The organism is Marinobacter sp. DUT-3 (assembly GCF_050379435.1).
Taxonomy (GTDB): domain Bacteria; phylum Pseudomonadota; class Gammaproteobacteria; order Pseudomonadales; family Oleiphilaceae; genus Marinobacter.
Window position 1 is genome coordinate 82,703 of sequence record NZ_JBNRMG010000014.1, and the last position, 22,174, is coordinate 104,876.

Genomic DNA, 22,174 nt, shown 5'->3' on the forward strand with positions numbered 1-22,174 from the left:
TTATTACCGAAAATATCGAATAGTCGCCACCAACCGGTTCGCGAAAACCGGAGTCACATCATTCTCCGGACCGGGGCAATGTTACGCGGGCAATCAGCCCTTGTGCTGGCGGAGAGGTGAACTGCAGGGTGCCACCATAGCCAGCCAGAATGTCCCTGACGATCGCCAGCCCCAAGCCATGCCCCGGCGTCTGTTCGTCCAGTCGTAAGCCCCGGGTCCCGAGGGTATCGAGTTTTTCCGGCGCGACACCGGGGCCATCGTCACGGACGTCCAGGGTCAGTTGGGCGTCATCCTGGCCCAGGTGTAGGGATACCTGGTGTGCGGCCCACTTGCCTGCGTTATCCAGCAGGTTGCCCAGAATCTCATTCAGGTCGTGCTCTTCAACCGGCCAGCGGGTTTCCGGGCGCAGTTCGGTTTCCAGTTCGAAGTTCTTGTCGGGGTAGAGCCGGCCCAGCATCCACAGCAGATCCCGGGACTGGCTGACGGGTTGCGCGGCCTTGCCAGCCTGGGGGCCGGCGAACCGGCTGCGACGCATCTCGCTCTCCAACTGGTGGTCGATGTCGGACAGCCGTTGGGCCAGCTGTTGTCGCATTTCCGGGTCCAGGGCCCGGGTGTCATCCTCCAGGACCTGGCGAATGGCGGACACCGGTGTTTTCACGCTGTGGGAGAGGTTGGCCAGGGCATCCCGGGATCGGGCCAGCCTCTGGTCCAGGGTGTCCAGAAGCTGGTTCAACTGGCTGATCAGGGGCTGGAACTCCGCCGGGGCGTCCACATCCAGCCGGTCGCTTGCGCCGGTTTGCAGGGCGGTCAGACCATGCTGAAGCCGGGTGACGGAGCGCAGGGATAACCGAATGGCCAGCCAGATGGCCAGTATCAACAGCGCCAGAAGTATGGCGGAGACTATACCGGTCCACAGGTGCAACTCCTGCTGGCTGTGCTGAAGGTTTGTCAGGTCCTCCGCCACCACGATCACGACCGGATCCCCGTTCAGTGTCAGGGCCTTGCGGTAGGCCAGAAAATCGGCGATGGAATTACTGGATTCCGGATTGGTTTTACGGACAAAACCGGTATCTGTCTCGTTCAGCAAGGGTTCGAGAGCCCCAGACCATTGGGCCGGGGAGCTGTGAATCTGGCTGCCTGTGCGCAGGGCAAACGCGTGGTGGAAGACTTCTTCAAAATAGTCACCCTCGGCAATGTCACGGATTTCTTCTGAGCCGGACTGCCGCAACTGGTGTTCCAGGAAGGACACTTCGTCCTGTAGCCGGTCTTCAACGAATCCGCGGGCCATGCGCTCCAGCAACAGGCCATGAACGATCCAGGCCACAATCATTAATGCAATGGCGGCAGGCAGCAACAGGGTGAGCAGGCTTTTGCGGATGGAGCGCCGGGGGTCAATCCAATGCATTGAAGATGTACCCCTGGCCCCGACGGGTGGTGATGGCTTCCGCCCCGGTGATTTTCCGTAGCCGGCGCACATAGGCCTCAATGGTGTTGTCGCTTGGGCTGTCGTTGAGGTTGTAAAGCTGCTCCAGCAACTGTTCCTTGGAGAACAGCTGGCCCGGGCGGCTCATCAGGCAACGCAGCAGGCGAAACTCGGTTCCGGTCAGGGAGTGCTCCTGGCCGTCCGGTGTCTGCAGGCATTGGCGGTACTCATCCAATTCAAAACCACCGGCAGTCAGCTTTGCCTCCACCCGACCCTCACTACGTCGAATCAGGGCGTTCAGCCGTGCCAGCAGTTCCTCGGTCTGAAAGGGTTTGGCCAGGTAATCATCGGCTCCGGCCTTGAGGCCGTTCACCTTGTCCTGCCAGTCACCCCTTGCGGTCAGGATCAGCACCGGCATGGTCAGTTTGTCGGCTCGCCAGCTTTTGAGCACATCCAGCCCGTTGCCGTCGGGCAGACCCAGGTCCAGCACCACTGCCCGGTAGTTTTCCTGTTTGCCGAGTTGTTCGGCCTGTCTTGAGGTACCAGCTTCATCGACGGTAAAACCGGCGGCAGTCAGTTGCCTGTTCAGGCTATCGGCAATGAGGGTGTCGTCTTCCACCAGAAGCAATCGCATGGGCATTCCTGCGTTTCGGAGTCGATTGAAGTGTAGGGCTGTTTGCTGAATGTAACCTGAAAAAGTGCTCATCGGAAAATTCAGCAAGGATTCAGGTTGCTGGGGCAGAGTAGGGCTCAACTTTCAAAGATCAACTCATTCCGGGAGATACCGATGAATCCGATCCTCAAGAATACTCTGTTGCCCGCCATTGCTCTGGCGTTCTCTTCGGGCGTTTACGCTGCCGGTAACCACGGCGGGCATCATGGCGGTGACGCCGTAGGCGAGCCCGGCAAGGCCGAGAACGTGTCCCGCACCATCGATGTGACCATGCTGGACAACTACTACGAGCCCGAGTCCATCTCCGTGAAGCCCGGCGAGACCATCCGCTTCCGCGTGACAAACGACGGCGCCCTGGTGCATGAGTTCAACATCGGTACCGCAGACATGCACGAGGCCCACCAGGAAGAAATGCAGATGATGGTGGAGCATGGCGTCATCAAAGGTGACCACATAGACCACGACATGATGGAAATGGACATGGGTGATGGCCATTCCATGAAACACGACGACCCCAACAGCGTGCTGATGGAGCCGGGTGAGACCCAAGAGATTATCTGGACGTTCGCTGAAGCTGCCGATCTTGAGTTTGCCTGTAACGTGCCCGGGCACTATCAGGCAGGCATGTACGGCGACATTGAGTTTGAGGCAACGGTTGCCGCTAAAGAGCGCACCCGAGGTGAGTCTGAAAGCGAGTCTGTGCAATGAACAAATGTATTCTGGCTGCCGTCCTTGCCGGCTTGATGCCGTTCCAGGTATTCGCCGGCGAGTACGATATTTCCGTTGATCGGGTCCAGATTGATACCGGCGATTTCGTCAAGGAAGGCATTGGATACAACGGTGCTTCCCCGGGGCCGGTATTGCGGTTCAGGGAAGGGGAAGAGGTGACCATCAATGTCACCAATAACCTGGACGAGATGACCTCCATTCACTGGCATGGCCTGATTCTGCCCTTTGAGCAGGATGGTGTGCCGGGTATCAGCTTCCCCGGCATCAAGCCCGGAGAAACCTTTACCTACAAGTTCCCTATCGTCCAGAACGGTACCTATTGGTTCCACAGCCATTCCGGATTTCAGGAACCCAACGGCGCTTATGGCGCTATTGTGATCGAGCCCGAGGGCCGTGAACCCTTTCGATATGACCGGGAATACGTGGTGCAGCTCACCGATAAGCACCCTCATTCCGGTGACCGCATCATGCGTAACCTGAAAATGTCCGCCGATTACTACAACCGGCAGCAGCAAACCGTGGGAGACTTCTTCGCCGAATCTGGTGAAAAAGGCTTTATGGCAACCCTGAAGGACCGGATGATGTGGGGCGATATGCGCATGATGAAGGCGGATATCGAAGACGTGCAGGGCTTCACCGGGCTAATCAACGGCAAGGGGCCGGAGCAGAACTGGACCGGGTTGTTCAAGCCGGGTGAGCGAATTCGCCTGCGCTTTATCAACTCCTCCGCCATGACCTATTTTGACGTTCGCATTCCCGGGTTGGAAATGACCGTGGTTCAGGCCGATGGCAACAATGTGCAGCCGGTGAATGTGGATGAGTTCCGCATTGGCGTGGCGGAAACCTACGATGTGATCGTTCGCATCAAGGATGAGAAAGCCTACACCATCTTTGCCGAATCCATGGGCCGTTCTGGCTACGCCCGAGGCACTCTGGCGCCTGCGGATGGTATGACGGCGGAGGTACCGGAGCTGCGTGAAGCCCCGTTGCTGACCATGGCCGACATGGCCGGGCACATGGACCATGGCGGTATGGATCATGGTGATATGGGCAAGGATTCCAAAATGGATCATAGCGCCATGGGCCATGGCAGTATGAATACGGGTGATGGGGAGGCCCTTCCGGAAGACTCCTTCTATGCCGAGGGCAGCGGGCTGATGCCCACGGCAAGCAATGGCGGCAAGTTTCTCTCCTACGCAGACCTGAAAGCCCAGAACCCGCTGTACGAGGATAGAGAGCCGACTCGGGAAATTGAACTCCGCCTTACCGGAAACATGGAGCGTTATGAGTGGAGCATCAACGGCACGAAGTACGAGGATGCCGACCCCATCGTGCTGCAGTACGGCGAGCGGGTTCGCTTCAAATTCGTCAACGAGACCATGATGACCCACCCGATGCATCTGCACGGCATGTGGTCGATCCTCGACGTGGGTGAAGGTAAGTGGAACCCCCTGAAACACGTCATCAGCGTTGCGCCCGCCACCACGGTGTATATGGAAACCGAAGTGGACGCGCCGGGTGAGTGGGCTTTCCACTGCCACCTGTCTTACCACGCGGCTTCCGGCATGTTCCGCAAGATCGTGGTGGAAGGCGGTCCGGACAGCACCGTGGCTGAAGGCGAGCAAAGCGGACAACAGGGAGGTGAATCATGAGTCGTCTGACGATATCCATGTGTGGCCTGTCCCTGGCGGTGGCTACACTGGCAACCCCCGTGGTTGCTCAGGAAGATCCGGCCAAGAAAACCCAGACCGCCAAGACCTTCTGGGGCGTGTCTGCCGAAAAGTTCGAGTACCGCTATAGCGATTCACACGAGGAGTTGGCGGTTGTAGAGGCTGATGCCTTCTATGGCACCGATGAGTTGAAATTCCGCTGGCTGTTCGAGGGCGAGTGGGAAGAAGCCCACAATGCCTGGGAAACCCTGGAAAACCAGTTTGTTGCCCAGACTCCGGTTAGTGACTTCTGGGACGCCAAGGCGGGTATCCGCATAGACACCCCCGAAGGCCCTGACCGGGTTTACGGTGTGCTCGGACTCACCGGGTTGGCTCCCTACTGGTTCGAGGTGGACACCAATCTTTATGTCAGCGATGAAGGGGACGCTTCGGTGGACCTTGAGGCTGAGTACGAATTGCTGATCACCAACTATTGGATCGTGTCGGCTACGTTTGAGGGGTTGCTGGCGTTTTCGGAGGACAGGGAGATTGGAGTAGGCACGGGGCTGAACTCCACCGAGGTGGGTCTGCGTCTGAGCTATGATCTGATCGATCGGTCTTTCTCTCCCTACATTGGCGTGGTTCACGAGCGCAAATACCGTGATACGGCGGATTTTGCCAGAGATTCCGGTGGCAGTACCGAAGACTGGTTTGCTGTCGCAGGCGCCAGACTCTCTTTCTGATCCTGCAGCTATAAAGGGCCGGGATACTCCATTCCGGCTCTGACGTCCTTTAGTTGATGCAAGTCAAAAGCCCGATAAATGTCGGCTTGGCCTCCCGTATTTTCAGCCGTAGTTCAGTTTCGGGTGTTGTGATGCAAGCAAGACATCGGAAGCTGGCCGGAGGTTGAATGAGCTGGGAACAGGACAGAACCACGCGCTATCAGGAAGGCAGCCTCACCCTGCCTGGAACGGTTATGCTGGGCACCGGCGTCATGATTGGCGCCGGTATCTTTGCGCTGACCGGGCAGATGGCGCAGATGACCGGCGTGCTTTTCCCGCTGGCCTTTCTGGCCGCTGCCGTGATTGTCAGCTTCAGCGCGTATTCCTACATCAAGATCTCCAATGCGTACCCCTCTGCGGGCGGCATTGGCATGTACCTGCACAAGGCCTATGGAAACCGGTTACCAACGGCGTTTAATGCCTTGTTGATGTACTTTTCCATGGTGATCGCCCAGAGTTTTCTCGCCCGGACCTTCGGCTCCTACACCATGCAGCTTTTCGGCGGTGACGAAAGCGGTCGGATGGTACCTATTCTCGGGGTTTCACTGATTCTGGCAGCCTTTCTCATCAATCTGCTGGGCAACCGAATGATTCAGGGCGTGGCTTCCTTCATCGGGATCCTGAAAATCGTGGGCATACTGAGTTTCGGGCTGGTGGGGGTCTGGATCGCTGACAGCCTTTCTGTCGACTTCTCGAGCCCTGGAGAGGCCGGAACAATGGGCAATTTCCTGGGTGCAACCGCGCTCGGCATTCTGGCCTTCAAGGGCTTCACGACCATTACCAACAGTGGCTCCGAAGTATTAAACCCCAAGCGGAACGTAGGGCGCGCGATCATTATTTCCATTGCGGCCTGCGTGGTGATCTATACGCTGGTAGGTTTTGCGGTCGCCAGCAATCTTTCTCTGGCGGAAATCATCGAAACTCAGGATTACTCCCTTGCGGCCGCGGCACGCCCGGCACTGGGCGATTACGGTGTCTGGTTCACGGTCGCCATCGCCATGATGGCCACGGCAGGTGGCATTCTGGCCAGCATTTTTGCGGTCTCGCGCATGCTGGCCATGCTGACGGAAATGAAACTGGTTCCCCACAGTCATTTCGGCATGCCGGGCAGCATCCAGAAGCACACGCTGGTCTACACTGTAGTCTTGGGGCTGATACTGACCGCATTCTTTGATCTCTCCCGCATCGCGGCGCTGGGCATTGTGTTCTACCTGATTATGGACATTGCCATCCACTGGGGCGTGCTTCGCTATTTGCGCGAAGATGTGCAGGCCAAAGCGTGGGTGCCAGCCATGGCCATTCTGCTGGATTTTCTCGTCCTTGGCGGCTTTGTCTGGGTCAAGCTGAACACCGATCCGTTTGTCATCGGCGTAGCGGTCGTAGCGATGATCGTTATCGCAGTCGCAGAGCAGGTTTTCCTGAAAAAGTCCCAGAATACGGGGCAATCAGGACATGGCGAATCTCATGCTCATGATCATCATTAATCAGCGTTCGAGCTGGAGGGCAGTACCATGATGGGAGACAACATGTTTGGCAACACCATGTGGGCGGGGCACTGGCTGTGGATGCTGGTGATTGCCATTGTGGTGGTGATACCGGCCTGGCGTATTTGCCAGCGCACGGGGTACCCGGGCTGGCTGGGAATTCTGATTCTGATACCGATGGTGAATCTGATTCTGCTGTACGTCATTGCGTTCGGAGAATGGCCAGCCAACCGGGACAGAGAGGGATAAGTCAGATGGATACCAAGGCTTCGTCATGGCAGAAGGAATTTGAATTGATCGTGCCTGGCATGGGGTCTGACCATTGCGCGGGCATTATCAGCAAGACGATTGGTCGTCTGGACGGTATTGAAGAGTTATCCACCAATATAGCCAAGCACCGGGTCAGTGTCCGGGTTCGGGCTGACGGACCTGACGCGGAAGCCCTGAAGACTGCTGTAGAGGGGGCAGGCTACGATGTGGCCGCAGTCACTGGTGGTGAGGACCCTGACCGGGAGGATGACACTGCCATTGATGAGGCCTACCTCAGTCTTGCATTGCGCAGGCTCTGGATTGCGGCACTGCCCACCACGCTGATCATGGTGCTTATGGTGCCCAACATGTTCTGGCAGCCGGTGCCTGGCTATCTGGCAATCGTTGCCCTGCTGGCATTCCCGGTGGTGTTTCTTTTCGGCGGGGCAGCCACTCACAAGGCCTCATGGCGCTCCCTGAAAAACGGCACCTTCAATATGGACGTGCTGATTTCCATGGGCAGCCTGCCGCCATACGTGATTGGTCTGGTTGGCTTTGTGTATCCGATGACCTCTTTCATCGAAATGGCCGCCACCATTATGACGTTTCACCTGGTTGGCCGTTATCTGGAAGCGAAAGCCAAGGGCAAGGCCACTGAGGCAATCCGGAGGTTGCTCACCCTGGGCGCCAAGACCGCCCGTGTGGAACGGGAGGGGGAGGAAGTCGAAATAGCCGTGAAAGAGCTGTCTCCCGGTGACATTATGGTTGTTCGGCCCGGCGACAAGGTTCCGACCGACGGAGAGGTAGTAGAGGGTGAGAGCCATCTGGATGAATCCATCGCCACTGGCGAGTCGATCCCGGTCTATAAGAGCGCGGGAGACACCGTTATCGGCGCCACCATCAATAAGGAAGGTCGCCTGAGGGTCAAGGCTACCCGGGTTGGCGGTGACACCTTCCTCGCCCAGGTGGTGAAGCTGATCGATGAGGCACAGGGGTCCAGGGTGCCCATTCAGGAATTTGCGGACCGCATGACCGGTCGCTTTGTGCCGCTGGTTCTGATTATCGCGTTGGGCAGTCTTGTTGCCTGGCTGTTGGCAGCGGATACGCTCCGGCCAATCCTTGAATGGGGCGCCGGCTTCCTGCCGTGGGTAGACCCAACAGCGGCTACACCGGTGCTGGCTATACTGGCGGCTATAGCGGTGCTGGTGATTGCCTGTCCCTGCGCACTGGGGCTGGCAACGCCGACGGCGCTGATGGTGGGCTCCGGCGTTGGCGCCGAGCGGGGCATCCTGATCCGCTCCGGAGAGGCCATCCAGACCTTCAAGGACGTCAAGGTTATGGTCCTCGACAAGACGGGCACCATCACCCGCGGTGAGCCGAAGCTGACTGATGTCGTAGCAGCCGAGGGCGTTTCGGAGACGGAACTGCTGGAGCTTGCCACCACGGTGGAAAATGCGTCTGAGCATCCCATCGCCCGGGCCATTGTGGACGGTGCCCGGGAGCGGGGCATAAAGCCCGGGGACGTTGTTGATTTCCGCTCCACCGGCGCCCGGGGTGTGTCCGGCACGGTGGGTGAGAGAACCGTGCTGATTGGCAACCGTCTCCTGCTTGAAGAGCATGGCGTTAATGGGCTGGAGGCCCTGGATAAGAGTCTCCACGATCTGGAGAGCCAGGGCAGAACCGCCGTCATCGTTGCCCGTGACGGCGAGGCCTGTGGCATTGTCGCGGTTGCCGACACGCTCAAGGATGAATCGGTTGCCGCCATCCGGGCCATGCATGAGCAAGGGCTGCACGTAGTGATGATCACCGGTGATAACGAACGTGCGGCTAACGCCGTTGCACAGGAAACGGGTATTGATGAGGTGCTGCCGGAGGGCAAGGTGGACGCCATTCGGGAGCTGCAGGAGAAATACGGAAATCATGTAGCCATGGTGGGCGACGGTATCAACGATGCTCCCGCTCTGAAGCAGGCCAATGTTGGTATAGCCATAGGTGCGGGGGCCGACGTCGCTATTGACGCGGTTGACGTCACTCTGGTTCGGGGAGAGCTTTCGGGCGTTATTGATGCCATGTTGCTGTCCCGTGCCACGTTCAGAAAGATTGTCGAGAATTTGCTGTGGGCAAGCGGCTACAACGCAGCCGCTATTCCTATTGCGGCAGCAGGCCTGTTGCACCCGATGATTGGCGTGGTGGCAATGACCGCCAGCTCCCTGTCAGTCATCGGTAATTCGATGTTGCTAAGACGGCGCTATAGCAATGAGCGCTCCCGGGTTGCTTGATTCAAAATAAATCCGGCTGCTCATGCTGGCCGGGGTAAAGGGGGAACCGGAATGGAAATCAAAACATTTGGTGAACTGATCGACTGGCCCCGAGGTCTCCATGCGCATTTAGCCCGTTGCCTTGCGCATTGTGCGACAAAGAACGAGGAAGAGCGGGCAAGGGCGCTATTGGACTACCTGGCAACCCACGAGTCTGAAATAGAGCGTATCGTCAAAGAGTTTGAGAACCAGGGAGATGCGAAGGCTTTAGACACAAGAGTTTACGACTACCTCGCTCACAATCCTGTCAAAACCCACAGAACCTGCGATGAGCCATACGCGGAGCTTGATTTTGAAGGCATCTGCCGTGAGGTCTTCGACTTTCATGAGCAGATTATTGATCTCTATAGAACGCTGATCGGAAAAGCAGAGATTCCTGAGGCAAAGGAACTGCTCGAATCACTCTTGACGATGGAAGAGAACGAATCCATGCGTCTGGCTAGACAAGTTGGTCGAATGGATGATCTCTGACTGTTTGTTCGCTAAACCAGGTTTTCATGCATGGATGTGGCGCTCATGTTTACCATGACAGGCGTGGGGTGCATTGCTGCGCCGATCCCATGATCCAGATCAAGGTTCGTTGATTTAACCTCACCGCGAGATCACTTTTCAGCCCGGATTCAGTTTCATGATCTTTACTGAATGTGATGCAGGCATTATCTCGATATTGAGGGGGATCTCATGAACAGAATTAACCGTTTAATCGCGTGCTCCTTTCTCGTGGCCGCCCCGGTTTTTGTGCTTGCACAAGGCAATGCCGGGCAGATGTCGCAAGGTGGAATGATGAACCAGGAACACATGCAACAGATGCATGAGAACATGTCGCGAATGCAGGGGATGATGCAGCAAATGCCCAATGCCGGCTCGCAAGAGGAGCGCCAGCGGCTGATGCAAGAGCATATGGAGTCCATGCAGGAACACATGGGTATGATGCGCGGTGAAATGATGGGCCCGGGCATGATGGATCAGGGAATGATGGGCAATGGTCAGGGCATGATGAATAACCAGGGCCAAAAGCAGCCTGGTAACGCGCAGGGCAATCGCGCTGGCGGTGCCGGGATGGATAATGAGCAGCGTATGAACATGATGGAGAATCGCATGGATCAGATGCAGCTCATGATGGAACAGATGCTGGAGCACCAGCGGCAACTGAACCGGAATTGATCGCTGTCCCTTAACCTGAACCAGTTCACTGTGCTGTTCGCTGACGGTCTTTCCGTTGGCGAACCACACAGCCATGGTCATGGCTGCCCGCCCCTGATGCGTCGGCAACGTTCACTACAGTAACGGACATGATCCCAGTCTTTCGCCCATTTCTTGCGCCAGGCAAACGGCCGGTCGCAAACCGGGCAGGTTTTCTCGGGTAAGTGCTTCTTTTTGTGCATCCGGCTCAAATGGTTTTTACTGAATGTAGCCTCTTCCTACGTTCACAGCGCCCTGGGGGATTGTTGATGGCCCGATTCAGTGACGATATCCAACCTCCATCCATCTTGATCTTTGACTGGCACGGCACGTTGGTGGATACCCACGATGCCATGTTCAGCGCGATGGAGGAGATGCTACCGCAACTGGAAGACCTTGGGCTGGTGGAGCGGCTGCTGCCGGAAGACAAATGCCGCACCGCTGATGACGCCCGCCTGGTACGTTACATCCGCATTTTTCGTCGCTTGCATCCGCGAATACTGGCGGAACGGCGGGTGTCGCGTACCGATATCTTCAATGCCATCTTCGGTGACGACAAGGACGCCAAACTGATTGCCCACAAGGCTTATAATGCGTGTTACCGCAAGTACTTCGGCAAAGTGAAACCCTTCCAGCCCGGTGCCTATGAATATCTGACTGCCCTGAAGGAAATGGGTATACGCCTGGGTGTATCCACCAACCGCAACCGGGAATTCCTCGACAAGGAGTTGAAAATGGTGGATGAAGGCCGCTGGCAGGATCTGTTTGACGTGACCGTGTGTGCCGACGATGTCACCGAATACAAGCCGGACCCGGAAGTCATTCTCAGAACCCTGGAAAAGGCCGGGTTACCTGTGGATCAGCGTGCGTGGTACGTCGGTGACAGTTACGTGGACATGCTCACCGCAAATAAGGCTGGAGTCGCAGGTGTTTTCTATAACGGCGCATGCTGGGAACCCGGTCGCATCGACAGCTGGTTCTCCCATCGCGATGCGCCCGTTGCGATCCTCGACAGTTTTGAGGATTTGGTGGATCTTTTAGCCCTGTTGGAACGGAGGTCTCCTGACGCGTTTCGGTTCTCACCCGCTGAGGTCCGCCCCCGGCCATTTCCGCCGCCCGAGCGACCGGCGCCGCGAATTGAACCGGACTGGCACCCGGCGGTGGTCCGGCTGATCCGCCCTTCGGTGGTCCTGTTTGACTGGCACGCCACCCTGGTGGATACGTTGGATGCCATGTACCACGCGGTGGATGACATGTTGCCGGATTTCCACAAGCTCGAGCTGATGGACCGTATGGTGTCTCCTGAAGACAGCAAGACGCCGGAGGATGTCAAACTCGTCGCCTATGTGCGGGAGTTTGCAAGGTTGCACCCGAAAGTGAAGGCCGATCGCAAAATATCCCGTACCGATATCTTCGAGGTGCTGTTCGGCGAGGATCAGGAAGCCAAGCAGATTGCCCACAAGGCCTTTAACCATCATTATCGCAACCATTACGGCACGGTAAAGGCGTTTGAACCGAGGGTGCGGGATGTGCTGGAAGGGTTGCGGCGGCTGGATATTCAGGTGGGTGTGATTACCAACCGGGACCGGGAGTTTTTCGAGCACGAACTGGCGGCGGTGGAAGACACGGGTTGGACAGAACTGTTCGATGTAGACGTTTGTGGTGATGACACGCCGTTGCGTAAGCCTCATCCTGACCAGCTACTGCTGGCGGTGCAGAAACTGGATTATCCGCCCGATCCCAGTGTCTGGTATGTCGGGGACAGCACCACGGATGTGATCGGTGCCAAGCGGGCAGGCATGACCTCGGTGTTCTTTAACGGGGCACAGTGGGACCAGCCCTGGCTCAACAAGATCTTTCCCGGAACCCATAAACATCCCGACAAACCCGATGTCGTGGTGAATGATTTTTCCGAATTCTGGGCGCTGGTGCTGGCGTGTGAAATAGGGCCGCCGTGATATAAATGGGACTTTTGCCACACAGCGTTTAGACCTATGCTGGCACGCCTGAATAACAACAAAGGTCTTCCAATGTCTGATGTAAAAGCGTCGATTCTTGTCGTGGACGACGACCTGGCGATACGCGAGCTATTGCATGAACACCTGTCCCGGGTTGGCTACGATGTGATGACCGCCGCCGAAGGTGAAGATATGCGCCAACGGCTGGCGGAGTCCCGGGTGGACCTGATTGTTCTTGACGTCATGATGCCAGGGGACGATGGCTTTACACTTTGCCGTGAGATCCGCGAGCATTCGCAGGTTCCCATCATCATGCTGACGGCGAGCTCCGATGAAACCGACCGTGTGGTCGGCCTGGAAATTGGCGCCGATGATTACCTGGCCAAACCGTTCAGTGCCCGCGAACTACAGGCCAGGGTCAAGGCGCTGTTGCGGCGTTCGAGTTTCACCCGAACGGACAATCCCAGGTTTGTCCGGTTTGATCGCTGGCGGCTGGACACTCTGGCCCACGAACTCATCTCGGAAGAGGGAAGCACCACTGCGCTGTCCGGCGCCGATTTTGCCCTGTTGCAGCTTTTCCTCGCTCACCCCAACGAAGTGCTGGACCGTGACACCATTTCCGGTGTGACCCGCGGCCGCGAGTCCATGCCGCTGGACCGGGTTGTGGATGTGGCGGTCAGCCGCCTGCGCCAGCGTCTGGGGGATCAGGGCCGCAATCCCAGGCTGATCAAGACCGTGCGTGGGGCGGGTTACCTGCTGGCGGCAACGGTGACCCATGTCGCGGAATAATAACGGCGCGATCGACACCGGCCGCAAGGCCTGGCGTCTTGTACCCTCGTCGCTCCTCGGCCGTATCCTGCTGTTGACGCTGGTGGCCATGGGGGTTGCCCAGGTGGTCTCAAGCGTAATCTGGGTAGGCACTTTCCGGGCCCAGCAAGTGGAGGGGCTGGTCAGCACCACCCGCAACCTCGCTTCTTCCGCCGCGGCAACCACGCAGTTCTTCAAATCCCTGCCGCTGCAATACCGGCACATTGTGCTGGATCAGTTGAGGGACATGGGGGGCTCGCGCTTCTTTGTCTCCCTCAATGACAAACGCATTAATATGCGCGCGTTGCCAGACAGTGAGCGCAAACAACTGGTCACAGAGGAAGTCAAGGCAGTGCTCCGGAGCCGGCTGGGCAAATCGACCAACCTGCATGTTGAATTTGTTCACCCCGATGATTTGCGAATCCTCAATACCGAGCTGCCACTGGATGCGTTACCCCGATCCTGGGCTCATTACGCACTGACCCTGGAGCCCATCAAACCACCGGTTCTGGTGACCCAGGTGGAAGTGGCCGAAGGCGAGTGGTTGTATCTGGCGTCGTTGTTACCGGCGCCCTATGTGTCGCTGGATGACGAAAGCATTCCCGGCCAGCAGATTGTCTTTATCCTGGTGATGATCGGCGTGCTGTTTCCTGTACTGGCATGGCTGGTGCGCCGCCAGACCCGGCCGTTGCGTAAACTGGCCAGGGCGGCGCGGGATCTGCCACTGGACGAATATCAGCCACCATTGCTGGAGCAGGGCAGCGCTGAAATTGTCGCGGTTACCCGGGGCTTCAATGCCATGCGCCGGCGGCTGCAAAGTTACATCAGCGACCGGGACCAATTATTTCGCGCAATCTCCCATGACCTTAAAACCCCGATAACGAGGCTGCGCCTGCGAGCCGATCTTATTGACGACGATGACATTCGTGAGCGATTCGAAAGTGATCTTCAGGAGCTGGAATTACTGGTAAAAGGTGCCCTGCAGAGCATGAAGGACACCGACATTCATGAGAATGTTGAGCTTGTCGATATTGATGGCATGTTACGGCGAATGGCGGATGCCTACATCGGTGACAGCCCCGGTGTTGTCGTGGAGGGCACCTGTGCGCCGTACCGTGGCAAGCCCCTGGCGTTGAAGCGCTGCCTGGGCAATCTGGTGGATAATGCGGTGAAGTACGGGGAGACGGCGATCATTAGCGTGGAGGACTCCCCGGAGCAGCTAACCATCCACGTCAGGGATCATGGGCCGGGGATTCCCGAGGCCGAGCTTGACCGGATTTTCGAGCCCTACTATCGCCTTGGTCAGGAGCACCGAAAGGGGCATGGTCTGGGCCTCGGAATTGCCCGCAACATTGCCCAAAGCCACGGTGGTGATCTTGAAATAGCCAATTGCCCGGACGGTGGCCTGGATGTGACCCTTACGTTACCGCGACATTGAAATTGCCATGTAACAAACCTGTTACATCGGTCTTTCTGTTTGATACGTTCCCCTTTCGGGTATTGCCATAGACTCTGATGTTGCTAATACAACAAAAACAAGGAGTCATAATGAATACCTGTAAACCGTACCCTACTGCCTGGACCAACAATGCCATCACCGGTCGCCGACTGGTGGTCGCGGTGAGCGTAGCTTCACTGGCTCTGGTTGCCGGCCAGGCACTGGCTCAGGAAACCGTGGAAGACCGCCTGTCAGCCCTGGAGCAGAAGTTGGCAGAGGTTGAACCCCAGGCCCGGGGTGACGAGGGCTTCTCCTTCAACACCTACGCCCGTTCAGGGCTGCTGCTTAACAGTGACGGCAAGAGTGCGCCCGGCGGCCCTTACCTGACGCCGGCCGGGTCGGTGGGTGGTGCAGTGGGCCGGCTGGGTAACGAACCCGATACCTACCTGGAAGCCATCCTCAACTACAAGACTGTGGCGGATAACGGTACCAAGGCTCATTACCGCCTGATGATTGCCGACTCCACCACCTCCAGCAACGACTGGACCGCTGGCGACGGCGCCGTGAACGTGCGTCAGGCCTATGTCGAATTCAGCGACCTTGCCAGCTTCACTGGCATTTTCGAAGATGCCTCGATCTGGGCCGGCAAACGCTTTGACCGTGACCTGGACTTTGACATCCACTGGCTCGACAGCGATATCGTCTTCCTGGGCGGCACCGGGGTCGGACTCTACGACGTGGCCTTCAGTGAGTCGGTGAAGTCCAACTTTTCCTTTTATGGACGCAGCTTCCAGGATTTTCCCTCCGATCCTGACACCACTGACGGCGAGTCCGACACCGACAACCTGATCCTCACCGCCAATAACTATTTCGGCAACGTACAGTGGCTGATCAATGGCATGTCCGCTGCGGATAACGACGAGCGTATCGTCGGCGGCGTTATGGAGGCTGCCGACACCGGTGTGCAAACCATGCTTGCCTACCACGGTGACAGCTTCTTCGGGATCTCCGATGGCAACTTCAAGGTGGCGCTGCTACACGGCCAGGGCCTGGGTGCGGAGGTCAAGAACCTCGGCGCCGATGGCAACCTGCATGAAGACGCGGCCAGTACCCGTGTGGCTGCCTACGGTACCACCCGGTTGAGTGATAACTGGCGTATCGCCCCGGCAATCCTGGCGGAAACCAGCAAGGATCGTTATGTGGAAGGGGATGACTACCAGTGGCTGACCATCAACACCCGCCTGGCCAATGAGCTGGGTGCCAACTTCGAGATGCAGTACGAAGCCTCCTGGCAGGTGATGGACCTGAATCCGGAGGGCTACGAAGGGCGCGAGGACGTTGATGGCGACTACGCCCGCTTCACCATTGCGCCAACCTTCAAACCGCAGGTTGGCGGTTTCTGGAACCGCCCTGAAATCCGTGTGTTTGCCAGCTATTCCACATGGGACGACGAGCTAAACCGTTTTGATGGCGGTGATGCCCTCGGTCAGGAAGACTTTGGCGGCAGCCAGTGGACCTTTGGTACCCAGATGGAAGTCTGGTTCTGATACTGACAAACGTCTCCACTACAAAAACAAGGAGTCATTATGAAAACGTTCAAGCGTCATCTTACAGCCCTGGCGGTCTCTGCCGCCCTGATGCCAACAGCGGCCGTCCAGGCCGGTGAAGTCGAGGTTCTGCACTGGTGGACCGCCGGTGGTGAAGCGCGGGCCGCCGCGGCCCTGAAAGAAATGATGGAAGAGCAGGGCCACACCTGGAAAGATTTTGCGGTGGCCGGCGGGGGCGGTGAAGCCGCCATGACGGTGCTGAAAACCCGCGCCGTCTCCGGTAACCCGCCTGCGGCAGCGCAGATTAAGGGCCTGGACATCCGTGAATGGGCGGAACTGGGCTTTCTGACCAGTCTGGACAGTGTTGCCGACGCTGAAAACTGGGACCAGCTCATTCCGCCCCGGATTTCCGAAGTCATGAAGTACGAAGGCAAATACGTAGCGGTGCCGGTGAACGTGCACCGGGTGAACTGGTTATGGGTGAACCCGGAGGTGATGGAAGATGTCGGCGTTGACGTGCCCACCACGCTGGACGAGTTCTTCGAAGTGGCCGACAAGCTCCAGGCCGAGGGGTACATTCCCCTGGCGCACGGTGGTCAACCCTGGCAGGACGCGACCGTGTTCGATGCGGTGGCACTGGCGGAACTGGGCCCCGACGATTACCGCAAGGCGTTTGTCGACCACGACATGGACGTAATCAACAGCGACAGGATGGAAGAGGTTTTCGCACAGTTCGCCAGGGTAATGAGCTACGTCGATGACAATGCCGCGGGCCGGGACTGGAACACTGCCACTGGCATGGTGATTCGTGGTGAGGCGGCCATGCAGATCATGGGTGACTGGGCCAAGGGTGAATTTTCCGCTGCCGGACTGACGCCGGGTGAGGATTATCTGTGCGCGCCGGCTCCGGGCACCACCGGGCGATTCACCTTCAACGTGGATTCCTTCGCCATGTTCAGCCTGACAGAGGATGAGGACATCAAGGCGCAGAAGGATCTGGCACGTACCATTCTGGAACCCGAATTCCAGACCCTGTTCAACCAGAATAAGGGGTCCATTCCGGTTCGCACCGATATGGATATGAGCGCGTTTGATATCTGTGCCCAGGCGTCGATGGAGACGTTCAAGACCAGTGCCGACGATGGCGGCCTGGTGCCAAGCTTCTCCCATGGCCTGGCGACCACCAGCTACATCCAGGGCCAGATCTTCGATGTGGTCACCAACTTCGTTAACTCCAACAACCCGGACCCGGCAAAAGCTACGGACCAGTTGGCAGCTGCCATCCAGTCCGCCATGTAATGCCCCATCAGGCCGCCGGCCGGGCGGCCTTCGGGTTTATCCGGAGGATTTCTTATGGAACATACTCAACGTCGCCCTGCCGTGGCGGCCAGGGCACCGTCTGGCCTGATGGATGGCCTGCAGCGCTGGCTACCCAAGCTGGTGGTGGCGCCAACGTTCATCCTGATCGGCATTGGTATATACGGCTACATGCTGTGGACGGGTGTACTGTCGTTCACCAATTCCAGCTTCCTGCCCAGTTACGATTTTGTCGGCCTTGCGCAGTACGCCAAGCTGATGGAAAGCGAGCGCTGGCTGGTCGCGTCCCGGAATCTCGCGATCTTTGGCGGACTGTTCATCGGTATTTGCCTGCTGATTGGTGTGGTGCTGGCCATTTTCCTGGACCAGCGCATCCGCCAGGAAGGCGCCATCCGCACCATTTATCTTTACCCCATGGCACTGTCCATGATTGTAACCGGCACGGTCTGGCGCTGGATTCTGAACCCGCGCCTGGGGCTGGAAAAGCTGATGCACGACTGGGGATGGACCTCCTTCAGCTTCGACTGGCTGGTGAATTCCGACTTTGCCATTTACACCATTGTGATGGCGGCGGTATGGCAGGCCTCCGGCTTTGTCATGGCCCTGTTCCTGGCCGGCCTGCGGGGCGTTGATTCGTCGATCATTCGCGCCGCACGGGTGGATGGTGCCAGTCTGCCGGTCATCTACTGGAAAATTATCTTGCCTTCCCTGCGGCCGGTATTCTTCAGCTCGGTGATGGTGCTGGCCCACATCGCCATCAAGAGTTTTGATCTGGTCATGGCCATGACGGCGGGTGGCCCGGGCTATTCCACCGACCTGCCGGCGGTGTTCATGTACGCCCACACCTTCACCCGCGGCCAGATGGGCCTTGGCTCTGCCAGCGCCATGCTGATGCTGGGCGCCATTCTCGCACTGCTGGTGCCTTACCTGTATTCCGAACTGAGGGAGAAGCGCCATGACTGATGTGATTCGTACCGGCTTTCGCCCCAGCCGCATTGCCATCTACGGGGTGCTGCTACTGGCATGCCTGGTGTACCTGATTCCGCTGATCGTTATGTTGATCACCAGCTTCAAGACACCCATGGATATCCGTACCGGCAACCTGCTGGCCCTGCCGACCGACTGGACGGTCGTGGGCTGGACCAAGGCCTGGTCCGAGGCCTGCACCGGTGTGCAGTGTGAGGGAGTCAAAGGGTATTTCTGGAACTCGTTCAAGATGACCGTGCCGGCGGTACTGATTTCCACGCTGTTGGGCGCCTTCAATGGCTACGTGTTGTCCAAGTGGAAGTTCAAGGGCTCTGACCTGATGTTCGGCATGCTGCTGTTTGGCTGCTTTGTACCATTCCAGGTCGTCCTGCTGCCCATGGCGGCCACCCTGGGCAAGCTGGGCCTGGCCAACACCACGGCCGGCCTGGTGCTGGTCCACGTGATCTACGGCGTGGCGTTCACCACACTGTTTTTCCGTAACTATTACGTGGCCATACCCGACGCCCTGGTGAAGGCGGCACGGCTGGATGGTGCCGGCTTTTTCACCATCTTTTTCCGCATCCTGCTGCCCATGTCCACGCCCATTTTTATGGTGTCGTTGATCTGGCAGTTCACCCAGATCTGGAATGACTTCCTGTTCGGCGTGGTCTTCGCCAGTGGCGACAGTCAGCCGATAACGGTCGCCCTGAACAATCTGGTGAACACCAGCACCGGGGTGAAGGAATACAACGTGGATATGGCCGCCGCCATGATCGCCGCCCTGCCAACGCTGGTGGTGTACATCGTGGCAGGCAAGTACTTTATACGCGGCCTGACGGCCGGCTCGGTTAAGGGGTAAAACAACAATGTCGCAACTTGAACTGCGGGACATCCGCAAGACCTACACAGGGGCCCTGGACGAGACCCTCAAGGGCATCAACATTGACATCGCATCCGGTGAATTCCTGACCCTGGTCGGGCCATCGGGCTGTGGCAAGTCCACGCTGATGAACAGCATTGCCGGCCTGGAATCCATTACCGGTGGGTCGATAGTGGTGAATGGCAAAGACATATCGGGTATGGAACCGAAGGACCGGGACATCGCCATGGTGTTCCAGTCCTACGCGCTTTACCCCACCATGTCGGTGCGCGAGAACATCGCCTTTGGTCTGAAGATTCGCGGTATGCCAAAAGAGGAAATTCGTCAGGAAGTCGAGCGTGTTGCCGACCTGCTGCAGATCTCCGCATTGCTGGATAAAAAGCCTTCCCGGCTATCCGGTGGTCAGCAGCAGCGGGTGGCCATGGGGCGAGCATTGGCCAGACGGCCGAAGATCTACCTGTTCGACGAACCGCTTTCCAACCTGGATGCCAAGCTGCGGGTGGAGATGCGCACCGAGATCAAGAAGCTGCACCAGCGGCTGAGAACCACCATTGTGTACGTCACCCATGACCAGATCGAGGCCATGACTCTGGCGGACCGGATTGCCGTGCTCAAGGACGGCGAGTTGCAGCAACTGGGAACACCAAAGGAAGTGTACGACACCCCGGAAAACCTGTTTGTGGCGAGTTTTATGGGCTCGCCTTCCATGAGTTTTATAGACGTGGAGATCGAACGGGCGGAGACCGGCCTGTCAGTAACGGTTGAAGGTAGCGACGGTCGCAAGCTGGCCCTGCCAGTGCCGGCGTATCTGGAGAGCTGGGCCGGTAAGCGGGTGGTGCTTGGCATCCGCCCGGAGCATATAAGCCAGCCCGACGATCAGAAGGCAGATCATCCGATGGTGACCAGCGGTCGCTTTACGGTGGAGGTCACCGAACCGACCGGGCCGGATGTGCTCGCCGTTATCCGCCTGAACAATAAGGATGTGCAGTGCCGGCTGGATGCGGAGCACCCGGTGAACTGGGGCGAGGAAGCCGATCTGATGTTCGACATGCGAAAAGTCGTGTTCTTCGACCCGGAAAGTGAGAAACGCATTCGTCCGCAGTAGAACTAGCAGGGCTCCCGCTTCAGAGTTGCTCCAGCTGTGCCAGTAATGTGTTGGCGCGGTGGAGCAACGCCTCCCGCCTCTCCGGTTTCTGCTTGTCCCAGTTCCGGTACATCATGCCCATGCGGGGATTGTTGGCAAAGTCGTCCCGATGACGGGTGATGAAATGCCAGTACAGGGTGTTGAACGGGCAGGCATCCTCTTCCGTGGACTTGTTCACGTTATAGTGGCAGTTGCTGCAATGATCAGACATCCGCTGTATGTACTTGCCGCTGGCGGCGTAGGGTTTGGAGCCCAGGTAGCCGCCGTCAGCGTGCATCACCATGCCGAGTACATTGGGTAGCTCGACCCAATCATAGGCATCGGCGTACACCGCCAGGTACCAGTCACAGATCTCCTCCGGTTGGACGCCGGCCAGCAGCGCAAAATTACCGGTGACCATCAGCCGCTGGATATGGTGGGCGTAGGCGTTGCGGCGGGTGGCATCAATGGCCTTGTGCATGCATCGCATCTTTGTGTCCCCCGTCCAGTAGAACCAGGGCAGGGCGCGAGTATTGCCGAGGCGGTTTTCCTGAGCATACCCCGGCATATTCAGCCAGTAGATCCCGCGCACAAACTCCCGCCACCCCAGAATCTGCCGGATAAACCCCTCCACCGCATTAATCGGCGCCCGCCCGGCATGCCAAGCCTGGGCAGCGGCTTCGCACACGGCCAACGGGTCAAGCAGACCGCAGTTGATGTAGGGAGACAAGATGGAGTGAAACAGCCAGTCCTCATTATCGGACATCGCGTCCTGAAAATCGCCGAAGCAAGGCAGTGCGAAATCGATGAAGTAGTCCAGCGCCTGCTCCGCGTCATTCGGCGTCACGGCAAAATGGAAGTCCTCGGTGGTGCCGAAATGATCGGGAAAATGCCTCTCCACCAGTGCAACCACCTCCTGTGTCACCTCATCCGGCTCCACGCGGAAGGGCGCGGGAGCTGGCGGCTTGCCGGCCCATTTGCGCCGGTTGTCCGCATCGAAATTCCACTGCCCACCTTCGGGCTTGCCATCGGAAGTCATCAGCAAGCCTGTTTTTCGCCGCATTTCCCGGTAAAAGAACTCCATTCGCAGCTTTTTGCGATCTTTTGCCCATTCTGAGAATTCCTGCTTGCTGGCGATAAACCGGGTATCCGTGCGGATCTCCACCGGCACTCCCAGCCGTTCATGCCACCGACCGATCTGCTCGTGCAGGCGCCACTCGCCGCATTCGGTGGTGATAACCCTGTTCGAATCGGTCTCTTTTAGCTGGCCGGCGATGACGGCCTCCAGGCTCCGGGCCTCGTTATCGGGGTGGTAAGTCTGGTAGTGAACCTGCCAGCCCTCCGCCTCCAACCGCTGCGCAAAGTGCCGCATGGCGCTGAACAACAGGACCAGTTTTTTCTTGTGGTGATTGGTGTAGCTGGCTTCGTCGTGGACTTCTGCCATCACGACCCTGTCCCGTTTTCGGTCAGCGCCTTCCAGTGCGCTTATATCAGCGGTCAGTTGGTCGCCGAGGATCAGAATCAGGTTTGGCATGTTTGGATCGTGCTCCAAGGTTTAGGCTTTGGTGCATAGTCAGGCGGGTGGAGAGGGCCCTGCCAAAATCGTGCGGAGCCATGGATGGCGGAGCCCGAGCGTACAAGGATGTATT

Annotated in this window: 20 protein-coding genes; 16 read left to right on the forward strand and 4 right to left on the reverse strand. The window is 57.9% G+C overall.

Features of this window, described 5'->3' with window-relative positions; translation table 11 throughout:
* Positions 1-58 precede the first annotated feature (58 nt).
* Positions 59-1,405 carry a sensor histidine kinase gene (locus ACQUWM_RS17100; protein ID WP_428922932.1) on the reverse strand — a complete coding sequence of 449 codons (1,347 nt, stop codon included), beginning with the start codon at positions 1,403-1,405 and terminating at the stop codon, positions 59-61.
* Entirely contained in the window at positions 1,392-2,057 is a 666-nt protein-coding gene (locus ACQUWM_RS17105) for a response regulator transcription factor (protein ID WP_407002554.1), read from the reverse strand. Before ACQUWM_RS17105 ends, ACQUWM_RS17100 begins: the two co-directional genes overlap by 14 nt.
* Before the next feature lie 153 nt (positions 2,058-2,210).
* Between ACQUWM_RS17105 and ACQUWM_RS17110 the strand changes: the two genes are divergently transcribed.
* The 8 genes from ACQUWM_RS17110 (at position 2,211) to ACQUWM_RS17145 (ending at position 10,471) form a co-directional block, all read left to right on the forward strand.
* Positions 2,211-2,804, forward strand: a complete 594-nt coding sequence (locus ACQUWM_RS17110) for a cupredoxin domain-containing protein (protein ID WP_428922933.1) — start codon at positions 2,211-2,213, stop codon at positions 2,802-2,804.
* Positions 2,801-4,477: a copper resistance system multicopper oxidase gene (locus ACQUWM_RS17115; protein ID WP_428922934.1), complete on the forward strand. Its 1,677-nt coding sequence runs from the start codon at positions 2,801-2,803 to the stop codon at positions 4,475-4,477. Before ACQUWM_RS17110 ends, ACQUWM_RS17115 begins: the two co-directional genes overlap by 4 nt.
* Positions 4,474-5,217 (forward strand): copper resistance protein B, encoded by a 744-nt coding sequence (locus tag ACQUWM_RS17120; RefSeq protein ID WP_428922935.1) that lies wholly within the window; start codon positions 4,474-4,476, stop codon positions 5,215-5,217. Before ACQUWM_RS17115 ends, ACQUWM_RS17120 begins: the two co-directional genes overlap by 4 nt.
* A 167-nt stretch (positions 5,218-5,384) precedes the next feature.
* The gene (locus ACQUWM_RS17125; protein ID WP_428922936.1) at positions 5,385-6,740 is read left to right on the forward strand and encodes an APC family permease; all 1,356 of its coding nucleotides are present in this window, start codon (positions 5,385-5,387) and stop codon (positions 6,738-6,740) included.
* A 27-nt stretch (positions 6,741-6,767) separates the two neighbouring features.
* Positions 6,768-6,989, forward strand: coding sequence for a hypothetical protein (locus ACQUWM_RS17130; protein ID WP_407002549.1), 222 nt, complete (start codon positions 6,768-6,770; stop codon positions 6,987-6,989).
* Between the two features lie 5 nt (positions 6,990-6,994).
* A complete protein-coding gene (locus tag ACQUWM_RS17135; protein ID WP_428922937.1) occupies positions 6,995-9,268 on the forward strand; it encodes a heavy metal translocating P-type ATPase in 2,274 nt (757 codons plus the stop codon).
* A gap of 51 nt (positions 9,269-9,319) precedes the next feature.
* Entirely contained in the window at positions 9,320-9,778 is a 459-nt protein-coding gene (locus ACQUWM_RS17140) for an ATPase (protein WP_428922938.1), read from the forward strand.
* Positions 9,779-9,988: 210 nt separating this feature from the next.
* Entirely contained in the window at positions 9,989-10,471 is a 483-nt protein-coding gene (locus ACQUWM_RS17145) for a hypothetical protein (RefSeq protein ID WP_428922939.1), read from the forward strand.
* 77 nt (positions 10,472-10,548) lie between these two features.
* On the opposite strand, the gene ACQUWM_RS17150 is transcribed toward ACQUWM_RS17145, so the two are convergent.
* Positions 10,549-10,692, reverse strand: coding sequence for a DUF2256 domain-containing protein (locus ACQUWM_RS17150; protein ID WP_407002544.1), 144 nt, complete (start codon positions 10,690-10,692; stop codon positions 10,549-10,551).
* Between the two features lie 66 nt (positions 10,693-10,758).
* Here ACQUWM_RS17150 and ACQUWM_RS17155 point away from each other — a divergent pair, with 66 nt between their 5' ends.
* From ACQUWM_RS17155 to ACQUWM_RS17190, 8 genes are all read left to right on the forward strand, one after another.
* Complete coding sequence (locus ACQUWM_RS17155; RefSeq protein ID WP_428922940.1) at positions 10,759-12,447, forward strand: HAD family hydrolase; 1,689 nt, start codon at positions 10,759-10,761, stop codon at positions 12,445-12,447.
* A 72-nt stretch (positions 12,448-12,519) separates the two neighbouring features.
* A complete protein-coding gene (locus tag ACQUWM_RS17160; protein WP_407002542.1) occupies positions 12,520-13,236 on the forward strand; it encodes a response regulator in 717 nt (238 codons plus the stop codon).
* Positions 13,223-14,692 (forward strand): ATP-binding protein, encoded by a 1,470-nt coding sequence (locus ACQUWM_RS17165; protein WP_428922941.1) that lies wholly within the window; start codon positions 13,223-13,225, stop codon positions 14,690-14,692. Before ACQUWM_RS17160 ends, ACQUWM_RS17165 begins: the two co-directional genes overlap by 14 nt.
* Positions 14,693-14,802: 110 nt before the next feature.
* Positions 14,803-16,239 (forward strand): carbohydrate porin, encoded by a 1,437-nt coding sequence (locus tag ACQUWM_RS17170; protein ID WP_428922942.1) that lies wholly within the window; start codon positions 14,803-14,805, stop codon positions 16,237-16,239.
* Positions 16,240-16,278: 39 nt separating this feature from the next.
* A complete protein-coding gene (locus ACQUWM_RS17175) occupies positions 16,279-17,538 on the forward strand; it encodes an ABC transporter substrate-binding protein (RefSeq protein WP_428922943.1) in 1,260 nt (419 codons plus the stop codon).
* 54 nt (positions 17,539-17,592) lie between these two features.
* Positions 17,593-18,519 (forward strand): carbohydrate ABC transporter permease, encoded by a 927-nt coding sequence (locus tag ACQUWM_RS17180; protein ID WP_406987430.1) that lies wholly within the window; start codon positions 17,593-17,595, stop codon positions 18,517-18,519.
* Positions 18,512-19,381, forward strand: coding sequence for a carbohydrate ABC transporter permease (locus ACQUWM_RS17185; protein WP_407002536.1), 870 nt, complete (start codon positions 18,512-18,514; stop codon positions 19,379-19,381). The genes ACQUWM_RS17180 and ACQUWM_RS17185 overlap by 8 nt, the downstream gene beginning before the upstream one ends.
* A gap of 7 nt (positions 19,382-19,388) precedes the next feature.
* Positions 19,389-20,507 (forward strand): ABC transporter ATP-binding protein, encoded by a 1,119-nt coding sequence (locus ACQUWM_RS17190; RefSeq protein ID WP_428922944.1) that lies wholly within the window; start codon positions 19,389-19,391, stop codon positions 20,505-20,507.
* A 19-nt stretch (positions 20,508-20,526) separates the two neighbouring features.
* Here ACQUWM_RS17190 and ACQUWM_RS17195 read toward each other — a convergent pair whose 3' ends face one another.
* Complete coding sequence (locus tag ACQUWM_RS17195) at positions 20,527-22,059, reverse strand: cryptochrome/photolyase family protein (RefSeq protein ID WP_428922945.1); 1,533 nt, start codon at positions 22,057-22,059, stop codon at positions 20,527-20,529.
* Positions 22,060-22,174: the final 115 nt, after the last annotated feature.

What these genes read in the sequence shown, in the direction of transcription:
- ACQUWM_RS17175 (WP_428922943.1), top strand. Translation starts at nt 16,279, where the DNA reads ATGAAAACGTTCAAGCGTCATCTTACAGCCCTGGCGGTCTCTGCCGCC.
- ACQUWM_RS17155 (WP_428922940.1), top strand. Translation starts at nt 10,759, where the DNA reads ATGGCCCGATTCAGTGACGATATCCAACCTCCATCCATCTTGATCTTT.
- ACQUWM_RS17140 (WP_428922938.1), top strand. Translation starts at nt 9,320, where the DNA reads ATGGAAATCAAAACATTTGGTGAACTGATCGACTGGCCCCGAGGTCTC.
- ACQUWM_RS17180 (WP_406987430.1), top strand. Translation starts at nt 17,593, where the DNA reads ATGGAACATACTCAACGTCGCCCTGCCGTGGCGGCCAGGGCACCGTCT.
- ACQUWM_RS17120 (WP_428922935.1), top strand. Translation starts at nt 4,474, where the DNA reads ATGAGTCGTCTGACGATATCCATGTGTGGCCTGTCCCTGGCGGTGGCT.
- ACQUWM_RS17185 (WP_407002536.1), top strand. Translation starts at nt 18,512, where the DNA reads ATGACTGATGTGATTCGTACCGGCTTTCGCCCCAGCCGCATTGCCATC.
- ACQUWM_RS17170 (WP_428922942.1), top strand. Translation starts at nt 14,803, where the DNA reads ATGAATACCTGTAAACCGTACCCTACTGCCTGGACCAACAATGCCATC.
- ACQUWM_RS17130 (WP_407002549.1), top strand. Translation starts at nt 6,768, where the DNA reads ATGATGGGAGACAACATGTTTGGCAACACCATGTGGGCGGGGCACTGG.
- ACQUWM_RS17105 (WP_407002554.1), bottom strand. Translation starts at nt 2,057, where the DNA reads ATGCGATTGCTTCTGGTGGAAGACGACACCCTCATTGCCGATAGCCTG.
- ACQUWM_RS17125 (WP_428922936.1), top strand. Translation starts at nt 5,385, where the DNA reads ATGAGCTGGGAACAGGACAGAACCACGCGCTATCAGGAAGGCAGCCTC.
- ACQUWM_RS17100 (WP_428922932.1), bottom strand. Translation starts at nt 1,405, where the DNA reads ATGCATTGGATTGACCCCCGGCGCTCCATCCGCAAAAGCCTGCTCACC.
- ACQUWM_RS17160 (WP_407002542.1), top strand. Translation starts at nt 12,520, where the DNA reads ATGTCTGATGTAAAAGCGTCGATTCTTGTCGTGGACGACGACCTGGCG.
- ACQUWM_RS17110 (WP_428922933.1), top strand. Translation starts at nt 2,211, where the DNA reads ATGAATCCGATCCTCAAGAATACTCTGTTGCCCGCCATTGCTCTGGCG.
- ACQUWM_RS17190 (WP_428922944.1), top strand. Translation starts at nt 19,389, where the DNA reads ATGTCGCAACTTGAACTGCGGGACATCCGCAAGACCTACACAGGGGCC.
- ACQUWM_RS17135 (WP_428922937.1), top strand. Translation starts at nt 6,995, where the DNA reads ATGGATACCAAGGCTTCGTCATGGCAGAAGGAATTTGAATTGATCGTG.
- ACQUWM_RS17145 (WP_428922939.1), top strand. Translation starts at nt 9,989, where the DNA reads ATGAACAGAATTAACCGTTTAATCGCGTGCTCCTTTCTCGTGGCCGCC.
- ACQUWM_RS17115 (WP_428922934.1), top strand. Translation starts at nt 2,801, where the DNA reads ATGAACAAATGTATTCTGGCTGCCGTCCTTGCCGGCTTGATGCCGTTC.
- ACQUWM_RS17195 (WP_428922945.1), bottom strand. Translation starts at nt 22,059, where the DNA reads ATGCCAAACCTGATTCTGATCCTCGGCGACCAACTGACCGCTGATATA.
- ACQUWM_RS17165 (WP_428922941.1), top strand. Translation starts at nt 13,223, where the DNA reads ATGTCGCGGAATAATAACGGCGCGATCGACACCGGCCGCAAGGCCTGG.
- ACQUWM_RS17150 (WP_407002544.1), bottom strand. Translation starts at nt 10,692, where the DNA reads ATGCACAAAAAGAAGCACTTACCCGAGAAAACCTGCCCGGTTTGCGAC.